Below are 17,645 nucleotides of genomic sequence, written 5' to 3'. Positions count from 1 at the left end.
TCACATCCGGCCCAGTGCCTGCACCTTCCACGCCAGCCAGAACTTGCGCAGCGGGGTCAGGCGGATGCGCTGGTGCAGGACCTGGAAGTTGTCGCGTTCGATCTCGCGCAGCAGCGTGCGGTAGATGCTGGCCATCATCAGGCCGGGCTTTTGTGCACGGCGGTCCGCCGGGGGCAAGGTTTGCAGCAGCGCCAGGGCCTCGTCGTACAGGCGGTGCGCGCGTTCTGCCTGAAAGCGCATCAGCGCGGTGAAGCGGTCGGAGTACGTGCGCTTCAGGATCTCGTGCGCCTTGACATCGAACTGCTGCAGCTCGTTCACCGGCAGGTAGATGCGGCCCATCATGGCGTCCTCACCCACGTCGCGGATGATGTTAGTGAGCTGAAAGGCCAGGCCCAGCGTGTGCGCGTACTGCGTGGTGCGCTCATCGGTCTGGCCAAAGATGCGGGCCGTGACCTCGCCCACGATGCCGGCCACCAGGTGGCAATAGCGCTGCAGGCCTGCAAAGTCCAGGTAGCGGGTTTGTTCCAGGTCCATCTGGCAGCCGTCGATGACGGCCTGCAGGTGGCGCTGCTCGATGCCGTATTCGGCCGTGTGCGGCATCAGCGCCTGCATCACGGGGTGGCTGGGCTGGCCTGCGTAGGCTTTGGCCACTTCGGCCTGCCACCACGCCAGCTTGGTGCGGGCCACGCCCGGGTCGCTGACCTCGTCCACCACATCGTCCACCTCGCGGCAGAACGCATAGAACGCCGTGATGGCCGCGCGGCGCGGCGCGGGCAAAAAGAGAAAGGCGTAATAAAAGCTGCTGCCCGACGCGACGGCTTTTTGTTGTACGTACTGCTGGGGGGTCATGGGGCGGCATTGTCCCATGGCCAAATGGCGCGCCGCTCCAGGCAGGGTATAGGGTGTTTCAGGCCTGTGGCGCTTGCTGGCTAAGCGCCAGAAGCTACCAATTTGAGAGTGAGGGTTCTGCGTGCAATTCAGCACTCCACCACATTCACCGCCAGCCCCCCGCGCGAAGTCTCCTTGTACTTGCTCTTCATGTCCGCGCCGGTCTGCATCATGGTCTTGATGACCTTGTCAAGCGACACAACGTGCTGGCCATCGCCGCGCAGCGCCATGCGGGCGGCGTTGATGGCCTTGATGGCGCCCATGGCGTTGCGCTCGATGCAGGGGATCTGCACCAGGCCGCCCACAGGGTCGCAGGTCATGCCCAGGTTGTGTTCCATGCCGATCTCGGCGGCGTTTTCAATCTGCTCGGGGCTGCCGCCCATGACGGCGGCGAGCGCGCCAGCGGCCATGGAGCAGGCCACTCCCACCTCGCCCTGGCAGCCCACTTCGGCGCCGGAGAGTGAGGCGTTTTCTTTGTAGATGATGCCGATGGCGCCTGCGGTGAGCAAAAACGTGGCGATGCCGTCGTCGTTGGCCGGGATGGGGCCCTGCAGGAAGTTGACGTAGTAGTGCAGCACGGCCGGTATCACGCCCGCCGCGCCGTTGGTAGGCGCGGTCACTACACGGCCCCCGGCGGCATTTTCTTCGTTCACGGCCATGGCGTACAGGTTCACCCAGTCCAGCATGGACAGCGGGTCGCGCAGCGAGGCCTCGGGCGAGCGGCTGAGCTTGTGGTGCAGCTCGGCTGCGCGGCGTCGCACGTGCATGGGGCCGGGCAGGGTGCCGGCGCTGGCGCAGCCGCGCTGCACGGCGCCGGCCATGGTGTGCCAGATGGCCATGAGCTGGCGACGCACCTCGGCGGGGCTGCGCCAGTGCTCTTCGTTGGCCGCCATGAGCTGGGCAGGCGTGAGGCCGGTGGCACGGCACTGGGCCAGCAGTTCGGCGCCGGTGCGAAACGGGTGGGGCAGGCCACGGGCGTGGCCCTGTGTGGCGGTGTCGTCGCGGGCGGCCGGGCTGTTGAGCACGCGCTGGCCCGCCGCATCCACCACAAATCCGCCGCCCACCGAGTAGTACTCACACTGCGCTATCTCCTGACCCGCGTCGTCGAAGGCGTGGAACGCCATGCCGTTGGGGTGCAGCGGCAGGCTCTTGCGGCGAAACAGCAGGTGCTCTTTTTCAACGAAGGGCACGGCGTGCTCGCCCAGCAGCGCCAGGGACTGGCGCGCGCGGATATCTGCAACGGCCGGGGCGATCTGGTCGGGGTTGACCCGGTCGGGTTCGTGCCCGGCCAGGCCCAGCAGCACCGCAGTGTCGGTGCCGTGGCCCACGCCGGTGGCCGAGAGCGAACCGAAGAGTTCTACGGTGACGTGGTGCACAGCGGCCAGGCCCAGCGTGTCGCGCAGATGGCAGGCAAACTGCCGCGCCGCAATCATGGGCCCCACGGTGTGGGAGCTGGATGGGCCGATGCCGATCTTGAAGAGGTCGAAAACGCTGACGGACATGGTGGGTGATCTATGTGTCGTGAAGGCGGTGCGCTGCGCTTGTGGCATGCAGGGACCTGCAAAGGGTCGCAGGGGGATAGGGCCGCAGGCGACCCGGTGGGTGGCGTGAGGCTAACCGGGCGGGGTGGCGGCAGCATGCTCGCTATCCCTGCCCGGGCATGCGTGTGCGCCGGCGGCAATGCGGGCCGGGGTGTTCCCGTAAGCAGTGCGCAGTATCAAATTGATAGCTCCCAGCGCTTGCTGTATAAGCGCTGGAGGCCATTTTTGCTTGAAGTTCAGGATGCGCACCGCTCAGATGTCAGCGCGTGTTGTGGTCCATGAATCTTTCTTCTGCTGATCTGCGCTGTGCCGGCTTTGCGGCGATGGCGGCCGGGCACAGGGGCAGCCCGGTCACATCACCAGAGCCCGGCCCAGCATCACCACCCAGTCCCAGGGGTGCAGGCGCGGGCGGGTGTGAAGGCTGCCGCCCTTCAGCGCGTCCACCTTGTCCAGGATGCGCAGGCCGCCTTGGACCACCAGGCGCAGCTCCCACCCCGCGCGACCAGGCAGGCGGTGCACCAGCGGGGCGCCGCTCACCATGGTGGCGCGGGCCCACTGGGCGCAGCCCTGGATGAGGCGCGCGTTCTCGGGCGTGGTCTGCAGCGCCAGCAGCTCGGCCTGGCAGGCGCCGTGGGCCGCGCAGTCGTCGCGCGGGAGGTAGTGCCGGCCCCGGGGAATGTCCACCGACAGGTCTTGCCAGAAGTTGATGAGCTGCAGCGCGGTGCAGATGGCATCGCTCTGCTGCAGCGCCTGGGCGTCGTGCACTCCATACAGGTGCAGCAGCAGGCGGCCCACGGGGTTGGCCGAGCGGCGGCAGTAGTCCAGCAGCTCTTCGCGGTCGGCGTAGCCCTCGCCATCGCGGGTTTTTTCCACATCCTGCGCAAAGGCGCTCAGCAGGTCGGCCAGCAGCGGCACGGGCAGCTGGTGGCTGCGCAGCACGGCCTGCAGCGGCAGGAACACGCTGGCCCAGCGGGGCGAGGGCGGCTGGCCGGCCGCCACCGCCATCAGGTCGGCGTGGTAGGCGGCCAGGTCCGCCAGGCGGGTGGCAGGCGGCGCGTCGCCTTCGTCGGCAATGTCGTCGGCCGTGCGAGCAAAGCCGTAGATGGCGGCGATGGGCTGGCGCAGGTGTGGCGGGCACAGCACCGAGGCGACGGGGAAATTCTCGTAGTGCGTGACGGGAGCGGCCAGGGCGGCCGGTGCGTTTGCCGGTGTGCTCACCGGGTCGGTGGACTGTGGCGCGGAAGTTGCGGCGCTGGGCGGGGAAGAGGGGGGAAGGTCGTTCACACCCGGATTGTCGCTTGACAACACGGGGTGGGTTCTCATAGATTACTAACCGGTCAGTCAGTAAATAACTACAACCCATCAATCAGGGACAAGGGGGCTGGCCGGATGACTCCGAATCATGTGCGGCGCGGGCATGGGGTGCCCGCGCCGTGCAGTCTGCCCCTTGTTGCCCATTCTTCTCACCACCGGATCTCCCATGCGCATACCCTCCGCTTTGCGGCCCCTCCAACGGCCTTCCCGCACTCTGCTGGTGCTGGCCACTGCGGCCTTGCTGGCCGCCTGCTCGCGCCCCGCGCCGCCGGAGGAGCCGGTGCGCTCCGTCAAGCTGCTTACGGTGGGTGTAGGCACGCTGCAGTCCAGCCTGGAGTATTCGGGCGAGGTGCGGGCTCGGGTCGAATCGCGCCTGGGTTTTCGTGTGGCGGGCAAGATCGTGCAGCGCCAGGCCGAGCTGGGCCAGCGCGTGAAGGCCGGCCAGGTACTGGCCCAGCTGGACCCGCGCGACTACCAGTTGGCCGCCGACGCCGCGCGCGCGCAGCTTGCATCGGCCACCACCCAGCGTGACCTGGCGGCGGCAGACCTCAAGCGCTACCAGACTCTGAAAGACCAGAACTTCATCAGCGGCGCCGAGCTGGAGCGCCGCGAAGCCTCGCTGAAAGCCGCGCAGGCCACCTTGGACCAGGCCCGCGCGCAGCTGTCGTCGCAGGGCAACCAAGCTGCCTACACCACGCTGGTGGCAGACGTGGCGGGCGTGGTGACGGGCGTGGACGCCGAGCCAGGCCAGGTGGTGGCCGCAGGCGCGCCCGTGGTGCGCATTGCCCAGGACGGCCCGCGCGATGTGGTGTTTGTGGTGCCTGAGGACAAGGTCGCCCAGATCGCCGTGGGGTCGGAAGTGGCCGTGCGCGGCTGGTCGGGCGGCGCACCGCTGACCGGCAAGGTGCGCGAGGTGGCGGCCAGCGCCGACATGGCCACGCGCACCTTCCAGGTCAAGGTGGCCATTGAGGGCGATCAGGTGCCGCCGCTGGGCGCCACCGTGTACGCCACACCCAAGGCGCTGAGCCACGCGGGCATTCCCGCCATCAAGCTGCCCACCAGCGCGCTGCGCCAGGAGGGCCAGGCCACGGCCGTATGGGTGTATGACCCGGCCACCAGCACCGTGAAGTCGCAGCCAGTGCAGATCGCCACGGCCGATGGCAACGAAGCCGTGGTGGCCGCGGGCCTCACGCCCGGGATGCAGGTGGTGGCCACTGGCGTGCACGTGCTGTCGCCGGGGCAGAAAGTGCTGATTTATCAGCCAAAAACTTCTGTAGCGCCCGCCAGTAAAGCGCAAACAGCTCCTGATTTGGTAGCAAAGCCGGCCTCGGCTGCCAACTGAGGGGCCACCCATGACACGACAACAACCCAAAGAGGGGTTCAACCTCTCCAAATGGGCGCTCGACCATCCGGCCCTCACCCGCTACCTCATGGTGGTGCTGATGCTGCTGGGCTTTGCGGCGTATTTCCAGCTCGGGCAGGATGAAGATCCGCCCTTCACCTTCCGCGCCATGGTGGTGCGCACCTACTGGCCGGGTGCCACCGCCCAGCAGGTGGCCGAGCAGGTCACGGACAAGATCGAGCGCACGCTGCAGGAAGTGCCGTATGCCGACAAGATCCGCAGCTACTCCAAGCCGGGGGAGTCGCAGATCATTTTCCAGATCAAGGACTCGTCCAAACCCGGTGACGTGGCCAACGTCTGGTACAGCGTGCGCAAGAAGGTGGGCGACATGCGCTACACCTTGCCGCAGGGCATCCAGGGGCCGTTCTTCAACGACGACTTTGGTGACGTGTATGGCGTGATCTACGCGCTGGAGTCCGAAGGCTTCAGCTATGCCGAGCTGAAACAGTTTGCCGACGGCGTGCGCCAGCAGTTGCTCCGCGTGCCTGACGTGGCCAAGGTTGAGCTGTTTGGCGTGCAGGACGAAAAGGTATTCATCGAAATATCGCAAAAGCGTCTGGCGCAGCTGGGCCTGGACATGAACCAGGTGCTGGCCCAGCTGGGCCAGCAGAACGCGGTGGAGAGCGCGGGCGCCATCCAGACCCCACAAGACCAGGTGCAGGTGCGGGTGCAGGGCCAGTTCAACGCGGTCGAAGACCTGAGCGCCATGCCGATCCGCGGCCCGTCAGGCGCGCAGCTGCGCCTGGGGGACATTGCTGAGGTCAAGCGCGGCTATGTGGACCCGGCCACCGTGAAGGTGCGCCACCAGGGGCGGGAGGTGATTGCGCTGGGCGTGTCCATGGCCAAGGGCGGCGACATCATTGCGCTGGGCAAGGCGCTGCATGCCACCACCGACCGCATCGGCACCACGCTGCCGGCGGGCGTACAACTGGTCAATGTGCAGGACCAGCCCAAGGCCGTGTCCACCTCGGTGAACGAATTCGTCAAGGTGCTGATCGAGGCCGTGGTCATCGTGCTGGCGGTCAGCTTCATCAGCCTGGGCCTGCACAAGCGGCCCGGCAACCACCCACTGTGGAAGCGCTGGTACATCGACCCGCGCCCGGGGCTGGTGGTGGGTATCACGATTCCGCTGGTGCTGGCCGTCACGTTCCTGGCGATGTGGTACTGGGGCATCGGGCTGCACAAGATTTCGCTGGGCTCCCTCATCATCGCGCTGGGCCTGCTGGTGGACGACGCGATCATTGCAGTGGAGATGATGGTGCTGAAGCTCGAAGAGGGCTACGACAAGGTGCGCGCTGCCACGTTTGCCTATGAGATCACGGCCATGCCGATGCTCACCGGCACACTGATCACGGCGGCGGGCTTTTTGCCCATCGGCCTGGCCAAGTCCACCACCGGTGAGTACACCTTTGCCATCTTTGCCGTGACGGTGATCGCTTTGGTGCTGAGCTGGATCGTGTCGGTGTACTTTGTGCCGTACCTGGGCACGCTGCTGCTGAAGGTGCCGCCGCATGTGCTGGCTGCGCAAGCCAACAAGGGCATCACGGACGATCCGCATGAGGTGTTCGACAGCCCGTTCTATCGCACCTTCCGCCGCCTGGTGGACTGGTGTGTGCAGCACCGCTGGCTCACCATTGGCGCCACCATCCTCACGTTTGCGCTGGGCATTGTGGGCATGGGCCAGGTGCAGCAGCAGTTCTTCCCGGATTCCAGCCGGCCTGAAATCCTGGTGGATATCTGGTTCCCCGAGGGCACTTCGTTTACAGGCAACGAGGAAGTCACCAAGCGCGTGGAACAGCGCCTGCTGGCCGAGCCCGGTGTGACGGCCGTGAGCACTTGGGTGGGTTCGGGCGTGCCGCGTTTCTACCTGCCGCTGGACCAGGTGTTCCCGCAGAGCAACGTGTCGCAATTCATCGTGCTGCCACAGGATCTGAAGCTGCGCGAGTCGCTGCGGGTGAAGCTCCCTGCGTTGTTGGCGGAGGAGTTCCCGGAGGTGCGCGGCCGCGTCAAGCTGCTGCCCAACGGGCCACCGGTGCCGTACCCCGTGCAGTTCCGCGTGGTGGGGCCGGACCCGCTGGTTCTGCGCGAGCGCGCCGACGAGGTGAAGGCGCAGCTGCGCCAGAACCCCGACATGCGGGGCGTGAACGACAACTGGAACGAATCGGTGAAGGTGCTGCGCCTGGAGGTGGATCAGGCCAAGGCTCGCGCCCTGGGCGTGACCAGTCAGTCCATCGCGCAGGCGTCCAAGACCATTCTTTCGGGCACGCAGGTGGGGCAGTTCCGTGAGGGCGACAAGCTCATCGACATCGTGTTGCGCCAGCCGCAGGACGAGCGCAACGCCATCACCGATATCGCCAACGCCTACCTGCCCACGGCGTCAGGCAAGTCGATCCCGCTCACGCAGATTGCCAAGCCCGTATTCACCTGGGAGCCCGGCGTGATGTGGCGCGAAAACCGCGACTACGCCATCACTGTGCAGGGGGATGTGACCGAGGGCCTACAAGGCGCCACGGTGACCGCAGCACTCCAGCCCGCACTGCAGAAAATTGAGGCGCAATGGCGCGCTTCGGGGCAGGGCGCCTATCGCATCGAAGTCGCGGGCGCAGTGGAGGAAAGTTCCAAGGGAACCAGTTCCATCATGGCCGGCGTGCCCGTCATGCTGTTCTTGGTGTTCACGTTGTTGATGCTGCAGTTGCAAAGTTTCAGCCGCTCGTTCCTGGTATACATCACCGGGTTCCTGGGGATTGCCGGTGTCTCTGCGGCGCTGCTGTTGCTCAATCGACCGTTTGGCTTTGTGGCGCTACTGGGGGTGATTGCACTCATGGGCATGATCCAGCGCAATTCCGTCATCTTGATCGATCAGATCGAACAGGACCGCGCACGGGGCGTGCCGGCTTGGGATGCAATTGTGGAGTCGGCGGTGCGCCGCTTGCGCCCCATCGTGCTGACGGCCGCGGCGGCTGTGCTGGCCATGATCCCGTTGTCGCGCAGCGTGTTCTGGGGCCCGATGGCCGTAGCCATCATGGGCGGGCTGATCGTTGCCACGGTCCTCACGCTGCTCGCGTTGCCCGCGATGTATGCCGCGTGGTTCCGTGTCAAACGGCCCGCGCCGGAAGTTATGGAAGGGGTTTGATTCCCACCCTGCCCGCATCAGGGTAAAATAGAAGGTTGACCGATTTCATGCAGGCGGCAGCTGAGGTTGCCGCCTGTTTGTTTGTAGAACCGCGCGGGTGGCGAAATTGGTAGACGCACCAGGTTTAGGTCCTGACGCCAGCAATGGTGTGGGGGTTCGAGTCCCCCCCCGCGCACCACCCTGTGAGACTTTGCGGAACACGGCGCTGCTGCGCTGCAGCCAGCACGATCCACATTCATAAGAGGAATAGCCATGGCCGTTACTGTTGAAACCCTTGAGAAGCTTGAGCGCAAGATCACGCTGAGCCTGCCCGTCACCCTGATCCAGTCCGAAGTCGACACGCGCCTCAAGCGCCTGGCCCGCACCGTGAAGATGGACGGCTTCCGTCCCGGCAAGGTGCCCATGAACGTGGTCGCCCAGCGCTATGGCTATTCGGTGCAGTACGAAGTGCTGAACGATAAGGTCGGCGAAGCCTTCGCCACGGCCGCCAACGAAGCCAATTTGCGCGTGGCCGGCCAGCCCCGCATCACCGAAAAGGAAGGCGCTCCTGAAGGCCAGGTCACGTTTGACGCCGTCTTCGAGGTGTTTCCCGAGGTCAAGATTGCCGACCTGTCCGGCGCGGAAATCGAGAAACTGTCGGCCGAAGTGACCGACTCCGCCATCGACAAGACCGTGGACATCCTGCGCAAGCAGCGCCGCAGCTTTGCCCAGCGCGCCCAGGGCGCTGCTGCCGAAGACGGCGACCGCGTCACCGTGGACTTCGAAGGCAAGATCGACGGCGAACCTTTTGACGGCGGCAAGGCCGAAGACTTCCAGTTTCTGGTCGGCGAAGGCCAGATGCTCAAGGAATTCGAAGACGCAGTGCGCGGGATGAAGTCTGGCGAAAGCAAGACTTTCCCCCTGGCTTTCCCCGCCGAATACCATGGCAAGGAAGTGGCTGGCAAGACCGCCGACTTCCTCGTCACCGTGAAGAAGATCGAAGCTGCCCACCTGCCCGAAGTGAACGACGCCCTCGCCAAGTCGCTGGGCATTGCCGACGGTTCCGTGGACGGCCTGCGCGCCGACATCAAGAAGAACCTGGAGCGTGAAGTCAAGTTCCGCTTGCTGTCGCGCAACAAGGCCGCCGTGATGGACGCCCTGGTGGCCAAGGCCGAACTCGACCTGCCCAATGCCAGCGTGCAGGCCGAAATCGCCCGCCTCATGGAAGGTGCCCGCGCCGAACTGAAGCAGCGCGGCATCAAGGACGCCGACAAGGCCGAGATCCCTGAAGACGTTTTCCGCCCGCAAGCCGAGCGCCGCGTGCGCCTGGGCCTGGTGGTGGCCGAGCTGGTGCGCGCCAACGAACTCCAGGCCAAGCCCGAGCAGCTCAAGGCCCACATCGACGAGCTGGCCGCCAGCTACGAAAAGCCGGAAGACGTGGTGCGCTGGTACTTTGGCGATCGCCAACGCCTGGCCGAAGTCGAAGCCGTGGTGATCGAAAACAATGTGACGGAGTTTGTCCTCAGCAAGGCCAAGGTGGTCGAGAAGGCCGTGTCGTTTGACGAACTGATGGCGCAACAGCAACAAGGCTGATGGCCCTGTCCGGGCGCGGTGTAAAAAGGCGCTGTTCCCGGCTGTTGCAATCCTGACGAGGGGCTTGTGCTTTGATGCACAAGCCCCAATTCATTTCTGGGTAAAGTACCTGCTTGTCTGGAGAAAAACATGAGCGCATTGGAAACACAAGGCCTGGGCATGGTTCCCATGGTCATCGAGCAGTCGGGCCGTGGCGAGCGGTCCTACGACATCTACTCGCGCCTGCTCAAGGAGCGCGTTATTTTTCTGGTGGGCCCGGTCAATGACCAGACGGCCAACCTGGTGGTGGCACAGTTGCTCTTCCTGGAGAGCGAAAACCCTGAGAAGGACATTTCCTTTTACATCAACTCGCCCGGCGGGTCTGTAAGTGCAGGCATGGCGATCTTCGACACCATGAACTTCATCAAACCCGATGTGTCCACCCTGTGCACCGGCATGGCCGCAAGCATGGGCGCTTTCCTGCTGGCCGCGGGCGCCAAGGGCAAGCGGTTTGCGCTGCCCAACTCCAAGGTCATGATCCACCAGCCGCTGGGCGGCATGCAGGGGCAGGCTACCGAAATCGAGATTCACGCCCGCGAGATCCTCAAGACCCGCGAGCAGCTCAACAAGATCCTGGCCGAGCGCACCGGCCAGCCGCTGGAAAAGATCCAGCGCGACACCGAGCGCGACTATTTCCTGTCAGCGGACGAGTCGAAGGAATACGGCCTGGTCGACCAGGTCATCAGCAAGCGTTCCTGAGCGCCGAAAGCTCGCGCAGCGGCGTTTTCCCCAGGGGAAGACGCCGTTTTTTATTTGGTTATCATCCCGACAACTTCCCGTACGTAACAAGGCATTGCCCCCATGGCCGAGAAAAAAGGCTCTTCCAGCGAAAAAACCCTTTACTGCTCTTTCTGCGGCAAAAGCCAGCATGAAGTGAAGAAGCTGATCGCTGGCCCGTCGGTCTTTATCTGCGACGAGTGCATTGACCTGTGCAACGAAATCATCCGCGACGAGCTGCCTGCGGGCGAAGCCGCGCGCGAGGGCAAGAGCGACCTGCCGACGCCTGCTGAGATCAAGGCCAACCTGGACAACTACGTGATCGGCCAGGACGTGGCCAAGCGCACCCTGGCGGTGGCGGTGTACAACCACTACAAACGTCTGCGCCACAAGGACAAGGCCCTTAAGGATGATGTAGAGCTCTCCAAGAGCAACATCCTGCTGATCGGCCCCACGGGCTCGGGCAAGACACTGCTGGCCCAGACGCTGGCGCGCATGCTGGACGTGCCCTTTGTGATGGCGGACGCCACGACGCTGACTGAGGCCGGCTATGTGGGTGAGGACGTGGAAAACATCGTCCAGAAGCTGCTGCAAAGCTGCAACTACGAAGTTGAGCGCGCACAGCGTGGCATTGTTTACATCGACGAGATCGACAAGATTTCGCGCAAGTCTGACAACCCCTCCATCACACGCGACGTGTCGGGCGAAGGGGTGCAGCAAGCGCTGCTGAAGCTGATTGAAGGCACCATGGCCAGCGTGCCGCCGCAGGGTGGGCGCAAGCATCCCAACCAGGATTTTCTGCAGATCGACACGACCAACATCCTGTTCATCTGCGGCGGTGCTTTTGCGGGCCTGGAAAAGGTGATTGAAAACCGTACCGAAGCCTCGGGCATTGGCTTCGGTGCGTCGGTCAAGAGTAAAAAGCAGCGTTCGCTCACCGAAGTGTTCACCGAGATCGAGCCGGAAGACCTGATCAAGTTCGGGATCATCCCCGAGCTGGTGGGGCGCATGCCCGTCGTGACCGCGCTGGCAGAGCTGAGTGAAGACGCGCTGGTGCAGATCCTGACCGAGCCCAAGAATGCGCTTGTCAAGCAGTACAGCAAGCTGCTGTCCATGGAAGGTGTGGATCTGGAAATCCGCCCTGCTGCGCTCAAGGCCATCGCCCGCAAGGCTTTGGCCCGCAAGACGGGTGCTCGCGGCCTGCGTTCCATCCTGGAGCAGTCCCTGATCGGGACGATGTTCGACCTGCCCAATACCAGCAATGTCGAGAAGGTGGTGGTGGACGAGTCCACCATCGAAGAAAACAAGCCGCCGTTGCTCGTCTACCGCGAAGCGGCGAAGAAGGCCTGATAAGACCGGAGCGGGCGCCATGTTGCCGCCCTTTGAATCATCAACCCTGGCAGCAGTACGGCTGCGCGCTAGGGTTGAAAATCCGCACATGTGGACCCAAGTCCACAGAGCACTTTGAGGATTTCCATGTCCGGACACACTCCCCTGCCAGCCACCCCCATCGACCTGCCCCTGTTGCCCCTGCGCGACGTGGTGGTCTTCCCTCACATGGTGATCCCGCTTTTTGTGGGCCGTCCCAAAAGCATCAAGGCGCTGGAGTTGGCCATGGAGGCCGACCGCCGCATCATGCTGGTTGCCCAAAAAGCGGCGGCCAAGGATGAGCCTTCGGTATCGGACATGTTCGATGTCGGGTGCGTGTCCACCATTCTGCAAATGCTCAAGCTGCCCGACGGGACCGTGAAGGTCCTCGTGGAAGGGCAGCAGCGCGCAGTGGTCACCTCTATCGAGGATGTCGAGACCCATTTCACGGCAACCGTGACGCCGGTGGAGGCGCATCCCGAGGCCAATAAGCCGAGCGAGATCGAAGCGCTGCGCCGTGCGGTGATGCAGCAGTTTGACCAGTACGTCAAACTCAACAAAAAGATCCCGCCTGAGATCCTCACGTCCATTTCCAGCATCGACGATCCGGGCCGACTGGCGGACACCATCGCCGCGCACCTGCCACTTAAGTTGGAAAACAAGCAGGTGGTGCTGGACCTGTCGGACGTGAAGGCGCGCCTTGAAAACCTGTTCGAGCAGCTCGACCGCGAGGTGGACATTCTCAATGTGGACAAGAAGATCCGTGGCCGCGTGAAGCGCCAGATGGAAAAGAACCAGCGCGACTTCTATTTGAATGAGCAGGTCAAGGCCATCCAAAAGGAGCTGGGCGAGGGCGATGAAGGCGCCGACATCGAGGAGATCGAGAAAAAGATCAAGCTCGCCAAGATGCCTGCCGAAGCCCGCAAGAAGGCGGATGCCGAACTCAAGAAGCTCAAGCTGATGTCCCCCATGTCGGCAGAGGCCACCGTGGTGCGCAACTACATTGACGTGCTCACCGGCCTGCCATGGAGCAAGAAGACCAAAATCAAGCACGACCTCATCAACGCCGAAGGCGTGCTGAACGAAGACCACTATGGCCTGGACAAGGTCAAGGACCGCATTCTTGAGTACCTCGCGGTGCAGCAGCGTGTGGACAAGGTCAAGGCACCCATCCTGTGCCTCGTGGGACCACCCGGCGTGGGCAAGACATCGCTGGGTCAGTCCATTGCCAAGGCTACGGGCCGCAAGTACGTGCGGATGGCGCTTGGTGGCATGCGTGACGAGGCCGAGATCCGCGGGCACCGCCGCACATACATTGGCGCGTTGCCGGGCAAGGTGCTGCAAAGCCTGTCCAAAGTGGGCACGCGCAATCCGCTGTTCCTGCTGGATGAAATCGACAAGCTGGGTACGGACTTTCGTGGCGACCCGTCGAGCGCGTTGCTGGAGGTGCTAGACCCCGAGCAGAACCACACGTTCGGCGACCACTACGTCGAGGTGGATTTCGACCTGTCCGACGTGATGTTCGTCGCCACGTCGAACTCGATGAATATCCCGCCCGCGCTGCTGGACCGCATGGAAGTCATCCGTCTGTCGGGTTACACCGAAGACGAGAAGACCAACATCGCGATGAAGTACCTGCTGCCTAAACAGCTCAAGAACAACGGCGTCAAGGATGAGGAATTGCTCATCACCGAGGCCGCTGTGCGCGACATGGTGCGTTATTACACACGCGAGGCTGGCGTGCGCTCGCTGGAGCGCGAGTTGTCGAAGATCTGCCGCAAGGTGGTCAAGGGACTGCAACTCAAGAAGCTCACTCCTCAGGTGGTGGTGACGGCCGACAACCTGCCTGACTTTTTGGGCGTGCGCAAGTTCACCTACGGCCGCGCTGAAGCCCAGAACCAGGTGGGCCAGGTGGTGGGCCTCGCGTGGACCGAAGTGGGCGGCGACCTGCTGACCATCGAAGCTGCAGCCATGCCCGGCAAGGGCGTGATCACGCGCACAGGATCGCTGGGCGATGTGATGAAGGAGTCCGTCGAAGCTGCTCGCACCGTGGTGCGCAGCCGCTCGCGCATCCTGGGCATCAAGGATGAAGTTTTTGAGAAGCGCGATATCCACATTCACGTACCCGATGGCGCGACGCCCAAGGATGGCCCCAGTGCGGGCGCTGCCATGACGACGGCCTTTGTGTCGGCGCTCACAGGCATTCCCGTGCGCAGCGATGTGGCGATGACGGGCGAAATCACGCTGCGCGGCGAAGTCACCGCCATTGGCGGCTTGAAGGAAAAGCTGCTGGCCGCACTGCGCGGAGGCATCAAGACCGTGCTGATCCCCGAAGAGAATGTGAAAGACTTGCAGGAGATCCCGGACAACGTGAAAAGCGGCCTGGAGATCGTGCCGGTGCGCTGGATCGACAAGGTCTTGGAAGTGGCGCTGGAGAGCAAGCCCGTGCCTCTGACGGATGACGACGTAGCGGCAGTACCGGCTGCTGCGCCTGAAAAGTCGCCCGTGTCTTCGGTGGTGGGGGATGGACTGAAACATTGATGCAAATTTTTTTGGAGAGCCCAAAAAATGCGCTACAATTCATTCCATCGCAGCAAACGTTGTACAATGTGAGGCTTCGGTAAAATGCGGGAATAGCTCAGTTGGTAGAGCGCAACCTTGCCAAGGTTGAGGTCGAGAGTTCGAGACTCTTTTCCCGCTCCAATTTCCACAAAAAGGGAAGCGCATGCTTCCCTTTTTTGTCAGAGGAATGCGAATTCCTGGCGCGGTAGCAAAGCGGTTATGCCCCGGATTGCAAATCCGGTTAGTCCGGTTCGACTCCGGACCGCGCCTCCAGATACTCCGGTATCGCTTTTCGATCATTCACGGGTCGGCTCAGGCGATGTCGAGGAGATTGAAGGTTGGTGATTGGTTGGTAATTTTTGGCTCGCAATCGGATGTGGTCAAAAAAGCGATATAATTTGAGGCTTGCTGATTCGTTCTGACGGTTACGTCTGAGGAAGCAGGCAAATGCGGGAATAGCTCAGTTGGTAGAGCGCAACCTTGCCAAGGTTGAGGTCGAGAGTTCGAGACTCTTTTCCCGCTCCAAATTTCCAAAGGGAAGCTTAGGCTTCCCTTTTTTCTTGGTGGTGCACAGGTTCTATAGCCTGTGACCACAGATGCGACAGGGCATTGCGCGCGTGCGCTGCCCGGGTTACGCTGCGACGCAGGTGTGCGCTGAGCAGCCGGCGCCCCGATGGTGAAATTGGTAGACACTGCGGACTTAAAATCCGCCGCTTTCCTGAAAAGGGGCGTGCCGGTTCGACCCCGGCTCGGGGCACCACGAAGAGCCTGTTCAGTGCGGGCTCCAGGATTCAATCATGTCAAGTTACAACGCTCCCTTCGAAATCCACGTCCACGGACAGGTTCCCATGCGGGCCGATGTCAGTTTTGACCAACTCCAGGATGCCCTCAAGCCTTTGTGGAAATACGCCGGAGCCCGTTCTCTGGCCGAAGGCGCGGCCAGTGCCTATGAGGAAGAGCCTGGCATCACCTTCGATTCCAAGGAGCGCCTTTTGCAGGTGTGCTGGACGGTGCGAGGCGATGAGGACTTCCGCCAGTCGCTCGACGAGATGTGCATGAACCTCAATGAGCTGTCCGAGCAAGGCGCAGCCATCGAGGTCACCTTCTACGACACCGATTTTGACGAGGACGAAGAAGAGCAGGGCGCCGAGTCGCGCGACGACTTTGTCATGCTGTTTGTGGGCCCCACGCCGGCGGCCATCATGCAGGTGCAGCGGGACCTGTTGGTGCAGGACGTTGTGAACATGATGGAGCGCCACTTTGACGGCGCCGAGCTGGGCGGTGTGGTGGCAGAAATCGACAAGCTGTTCAGCCAGCGTTTCGACGCTCTGGTCAACTCGCTGGAGATTGGCAAGCCCCCCCGCGGCTCTGGCGGCCCCGGTGCCGGCCATGGTGGAGGGGGTGGCCGCCGCCCACGTCACCTGCACTGATATCCCGCAACTCCTGCTGGCAGCCAGCGGGCGCATCCTGCCGCTGCCGCAGAGTGCGCCTTGGATTGCGGGATGTCCTCGCACGTGCCATGACTCTTTCAGACCTTCCCTATCTGCGCTCCTACCCTGCAGCCTTGCAGGATCAGGCGCGTGAGTTGCTGGCGCAGGGACGGCTGGGCGACATACTGCAGCGCAAATATCCCCGGCCGCACGCAGTGCGCAGCGACAAGGCGCTGTACGACTATGCGCAGGAGCTCAAAGCCCGCTACCTGCGCAATGCGGGAACGGTGAACAAGGTACTGTTCGACAACAAGATCCACGTGGTACGCCACGCCTTGGGGCTGCACACGGCGGTATCGCGTGTGCAAGGCAACCGGCTGGCGGCCAAGCACGAGATCCGCATTGCCGCGATGTTCAAGCAGGCGCCGGAAGAGTTTCTGCGCATGATCGTGGTCCATGAACTGGCCCATCTGCGCGAGAAGGACCACGACAAGGCCTTCTACCAGCTGTGCACCCACATGGAGCCGCAGTACCACCAGTACGAGTTCGACCTGCGCTTGTACCTCACGCACGTGGAGCATGCGGGCACGCGGCTGTGGGCAGGCGAGCTGTCCTGAATCCGTTTGCAGGCAGCCGGATACTATATTTTTGATAGCTGTCAGCGCTTATCCAATAAGCGCTAGAGCCAGATTTTTATCAAATCAAGGCACTTGGACAGACTGGCAGCACTGCGGCGGCAGCCCGAGCCACCGTTTAGCAGCCGCTTGCAGCATCGCCACGGGCCCTGTGGTCAGCAAGCGGATGTGGTCCGTGGCGCAGCGCCCGCCCTGCGGCGATACCGGGCCCTCGGCGTGGTGCAACAGGCCTGCAGTTTCCAGCACGCGCCGCGTCTGGCGGGCTACGGGTTCGCCGGTCTCAATGAATTGCACGTCCGGGCCCACCAGCGCGCGCAACTCATGGGCCACAAAGATGTAGTGGGTGCAGCCCAGCACGAGCGTATCCATCTGGCCCGTGGCGCTGCCAAAGGCGCCCATGGCGCTGATGTAGCGCTTGCAGAGGGCGCCGGTTTCAGTACTTGCCGGCGGTGGCGGGGCGGTGTTGCGAGTCATTTCGACGGCAGGCACGGGCTGCGCCACGCTGCGCTCGATGGCGTGGGCCAGTCCGTCACAGGGCTGGACCACAAAATGGGCCTCGCCGGCCAGCGAGGCCATGAGCTTGCCGAACTTGGCGCTGGTCAACGTGCCGCGGGTGCCGATCACGCCCACGTGCCCTGTTTTGGTCACCGCGAGGGCGGGCTTGATGGCGGGCTCCAGACCGACCAAGGGCAGCGTGGGATGACTGCTGCGCACTTCATGGATGGCGGCTGCCGTAGCGGTGTTGCAGGCCACCACCAAAGCCTTGATGCCATGCTGCTCGCGCAGGTACTGCGTGATGGCATGGGTGCGCGCCGCCACGTACGCGTCACCCCGCTCGCCGTAGGGCGCGTGGGCACTGTCGGCCAGGTACACAAACCGCTCGTGGGGCATGGCGGCCTGCAGCGCGCGCAACACGCTCAGTCCACCGACGCCACTGTCAAAAACACCGATGGGGGAGGAGGCTTGTGGCATCAAGAAACCAAGCTCTGGCTGTTGGACGAAGATGTGGATTGTAGGTAAGAGGAGGCGGCGCTGCAGAGCGCG

12 protein-coding genes and 5 tRNA genes are annotated in these 17,645 nt (G+C 63.4%); 13 read left to right on the top strand and 4 right to left on the bottom strand.

Translation table 11 applies throughout. The features are described 5' to 3' along the window. From hpnD to hpnC, 3 genes are all read right to left on the bottom strand, one after another. The gene (gene hpnD / locus ACK4HJ_RS10405; RefSeq protein ID WP_409830810.1) at positions 1 to 849 is read right to left on the bottom strand and encodes a presqualene diphosphate synthase HpnD; all 849 of its coding nucleotides are present in this window, start codon (positions 847 to 849) and stop codon (positions 1 to 3) included. Positions 850 to 977: 128 nt separating this feature from the next. Then, positions 978 to 2,390: an L-serine ammonia-lyase gene (locus ACK4HJ_RS10400; RefSeq protein ID WP_409830807.1), complete on the bottom strand. Its 1,413-nt coding sequence runs from the start codon at positions 2,388 to 2,390 to the stop codon at positions 978 to 980. 390 nt (positions 2,391 to 2,780) lie between these two features. After that, positions 2,781 to 3,713 (bottom strand): squalene synthase HpnC, encoded by a 933-nt coding sequence (hpnC, locus tag ACK4HJ_RS10395; protein WP_409830804.1) that lies wholly within the window; start codon positions 3,711 to 3,713, stop codon positions 2,781 to 2,783. A 196-nt stretch (positions 3,714 to 3,909) separates the two neighbouring features. On the opposite strand from hpnC, the gene ACK4HJ_RS10390 reads away from it, so the two are divergent. From ACK4HJ_RS10390 to ACK4HJ_RS10330, 13 genes are all read left to right on the top strand, one after another. After that, positions 3,910 to 5,085, top strand: a complete 1,176-nt coding sequence (locus tag ACK4HJ_RS10390) for an efflux RND transporter periplasmic adaptor subunit (protein ID WP_409830801.1) — start codon at positions 3,910 to 3,912, stop codon at positions 5,083 to 5,085. A gap of 10 nt (positions 5,086 to 5,095) precedes the next feature. Beyond that, on the top strand, positions 5,096 to 8,278 hold the full coding sequence (locus ACK4HJ_RS10385; protein ID WP_409830798.1) for an efflux RND transporter permease subunit: 3,183 nt from the start codon (positions 5,096 to 5,098) through the stop codon (positions 8,276 to 8,278). Between the two features lie 91 nt (positions 8,279 to 8,369). Continuing rightward, positions 8,370 to 8,456: transfer RNA gene (locus tag ACK4HJ_RS10380), tRNA-Leu, on the top strand. A gap of 74 nt (positions 8,457 to 8,530) precedes the next feature. Next, complete coding sequence (gene tig / locus ACK4HJ_RS10375) at positions 8,531 to 9,850, top strand: trigger factor (protein ID WP_409830795.1); 1,320 nt, start codon at positions 8,531 to 8,533, stop codon at positions 9,848 to 9,850. A 129-nt stretch (positions 9,851 to 9,979) separates the two neighbouring features. Next, positions 9,980 to 10,588: an ATP-dependent Clp endopeptidase proteolytic subunit ClpP gene (gene clpP, locus ACK4HJ_RS10370; protein ID WP_409830793.1), complete on the top strand. Its 609-nt coding sequence runs from the start codon at positions 9,980 to 9,982 to the stop codon at positions 10,586 to 10,588. 102 nt (positions 10,589 to 10,690) lie between these two features. Then, positions 10,691 to 11,956 (top strand): ATP-dependent Clp protease ATP-binding subunit ClpX, encoded by a 1,266-nt coding sequence (gene clpX, locus ACK4HJ_RS10365; protein WP_409830790.1) that lies wholly within the window; start codon positions 10,691 to 10,693, stop codon positions 11,954 to 11,956. 126 nt (positions 11,957 to 12,082) lie between these two features. Next, positions 12,083 to 14,515 (top strand): endopeptidase La, encoded by a 2,433-nt coding sequence (gene lon / locus ACK4HJ_RS10360; RefSeq protein ID WP_409830787.1) that lies wholly within the window; start codon positions 12,083 to 12,085, stop codon positions 14,513 to 14,515. An 86-nt stretch (positions 14,516 to 14,601) separates the two neighbouring features. Continuing rightward, positions 14,602 to 14,677 (top strand) — tRNA-Gly (locus ACK4HJ_RS10355). A 58-nt stretch (positions 14,678 to 14,735) separates the two neighbouring features. Continuing rightward, positions 14,736 to 14,809: transfer RNA gene (locus ACK4HJ_RS10350), tRNA-Cys, on the top strand. 176 nt (positions 14,810 to 14,985) lie between these two features. After that, positions 14,986 to 15,061 (top strand) — tRNA-Gly (locus ACK4HJ_RS10345). Positions 15,062 to 15,203: 142 nt separating this feature from the next. Further along, positions 15,204 to 15,296 (top strand) — tRNA-Leu (locus tag ACK4HJ_RS10340). Between the two features lie 37 nt (positions 15,297 to 15,333). Continuing rightward, complete coding sequence (locus ACK4HJ_RS10335; protein WP_409830784.1) at positions 15,334 to 15,966, top strand: DUF6806 family protein; 633 nt, start codon at positions 15,334 to 15,336, stop codon at positions 15,964 to 15,966. 89 nt (positions 15,967 to 16,055) lie between these two features. Continuing rightward, on the top strand, positions 16,056 to 16,583 hold the full coding sequence (locus ACK4HJ_RS10330; RefSeq protein ID WP_409830781.1) for a M48 family metallopeptidase: 528 nt from the start codon (positions 16,056 to 16,058) through the stop codon (positions 16,581 to 16,583). An 84-nt stretch (positions 16,584 to 16,667) separates the two neighbouring features. On the opposite strand, the gene ACK4HJ_RS10325 is transcribed toward ACK4HJ_RS10330, so the two are convergent. Continuing rightward, on the bottom strand, positions 16,668 to 17,573 hold the full coding sequence (locus tag ACK4HJ_RS10325) for a glutamate racemase (protein ID WP_409830778.1): 906 nt from the start codon (positions 17,571 to 17,573) through the stop codon (positions 16,668 to 16,670). Positions 17,574 to 17,645: the final 72 nt, after the last annotated feature.

Source organism: Acidovorax sp., from assembly GCF_046294525.1.
Taxonomy (GTDB): Bacteria; Pseudomonadota; Gammaproteobacteria; order Burkholderiales; family Burkholderiaceae_C; genus Acidovorax.
The sequence above is the reverse complement of the archived record's forward strand: the minus strand, read 5'-3'. Positions and strand labels throughout refer to the sequence as shown.

Excerpts from the sequence above, each read along its gene's own strand:
- hpnD (WP_409830810.1), bottom strand. The coding sequence starts at position 849 with ATGACCCCCCAGCAGTACGTACAACAAAAAGCCGTCGCGTCGGGCAGC.
- ACK4HJ_RS10400 (WP_409830807.1), bottom strand. The coding sequence starts at position 2,390 with ATGTCCGTCAGCGTTTTCGACCTCTTCAAGATCGGCATCGGCCCATCC.
- ACK4HJ_RS10390 (WP_409830801.1), top strand. The coding sequence starts at position 3,910 with ATGCGCATACCCTCCGCTTTGCGGCCCCTCCAACGGCCTTCCCGCACT.
- ACK4HJ_RS10385 (WP_409830798.1), top strand. The coding sequence starts at position 5,096 with ATGACACGACAACAACCCAAAGAGGGGTTCAACCTCTCCAAATGGGCG.
- tig (WP_409830795.1), top strand. The coding sequence starts at position 8,531 with ATGGCCGTTACTGTTGAAACCCTTGAGAAGCTTGAGCGCAAGATCACG.
- clpP (WP_409830793.1), top strand. The coding sequence starts at position 9,980 with ATGAGCGCATTGGAAACACAAGGCCTGGGCATGGTTCCCATGGTCATC.
- clpX (WP_409830790.1), top strand. The coding sequence starts at position 10,691 with ATGGCCGAGAAAAAAGGCTCTTCCAGCGAAAAAACCCTTTACTGCTCT.
- lon (WP_409830787.1), top strand. The coding sequence starts at position 12,083 with ATGTCCGGACACACTCCCCTGCCAGCCACCCCCATCGACCTGCCCCTG.
- ACK4HJ_RS10335 (WP_409830784.1), top strand. The coding sequence starts at position 15,334 with ATGTCAAGTTACAACGCTCCCTTCGAAATCCACGTCCACGGACAGGTT.
- ACK4HJ_RS10330 (WP_409830781.1), top strand. The coding sequence starts at position 16,056 with ATGACTCTTTCAGACCTTCCCTATCTGCGCTCCTACCCTGCAGCCTTG.
- ACK4HJ_RS10325 (WP_409830778.1), bottom strand. The coding sequence starts at position 17,573 with ATGCCACAAGCCTCCTCCCCCATCGGTGTTTTTGACAGTGGCGTCGGT.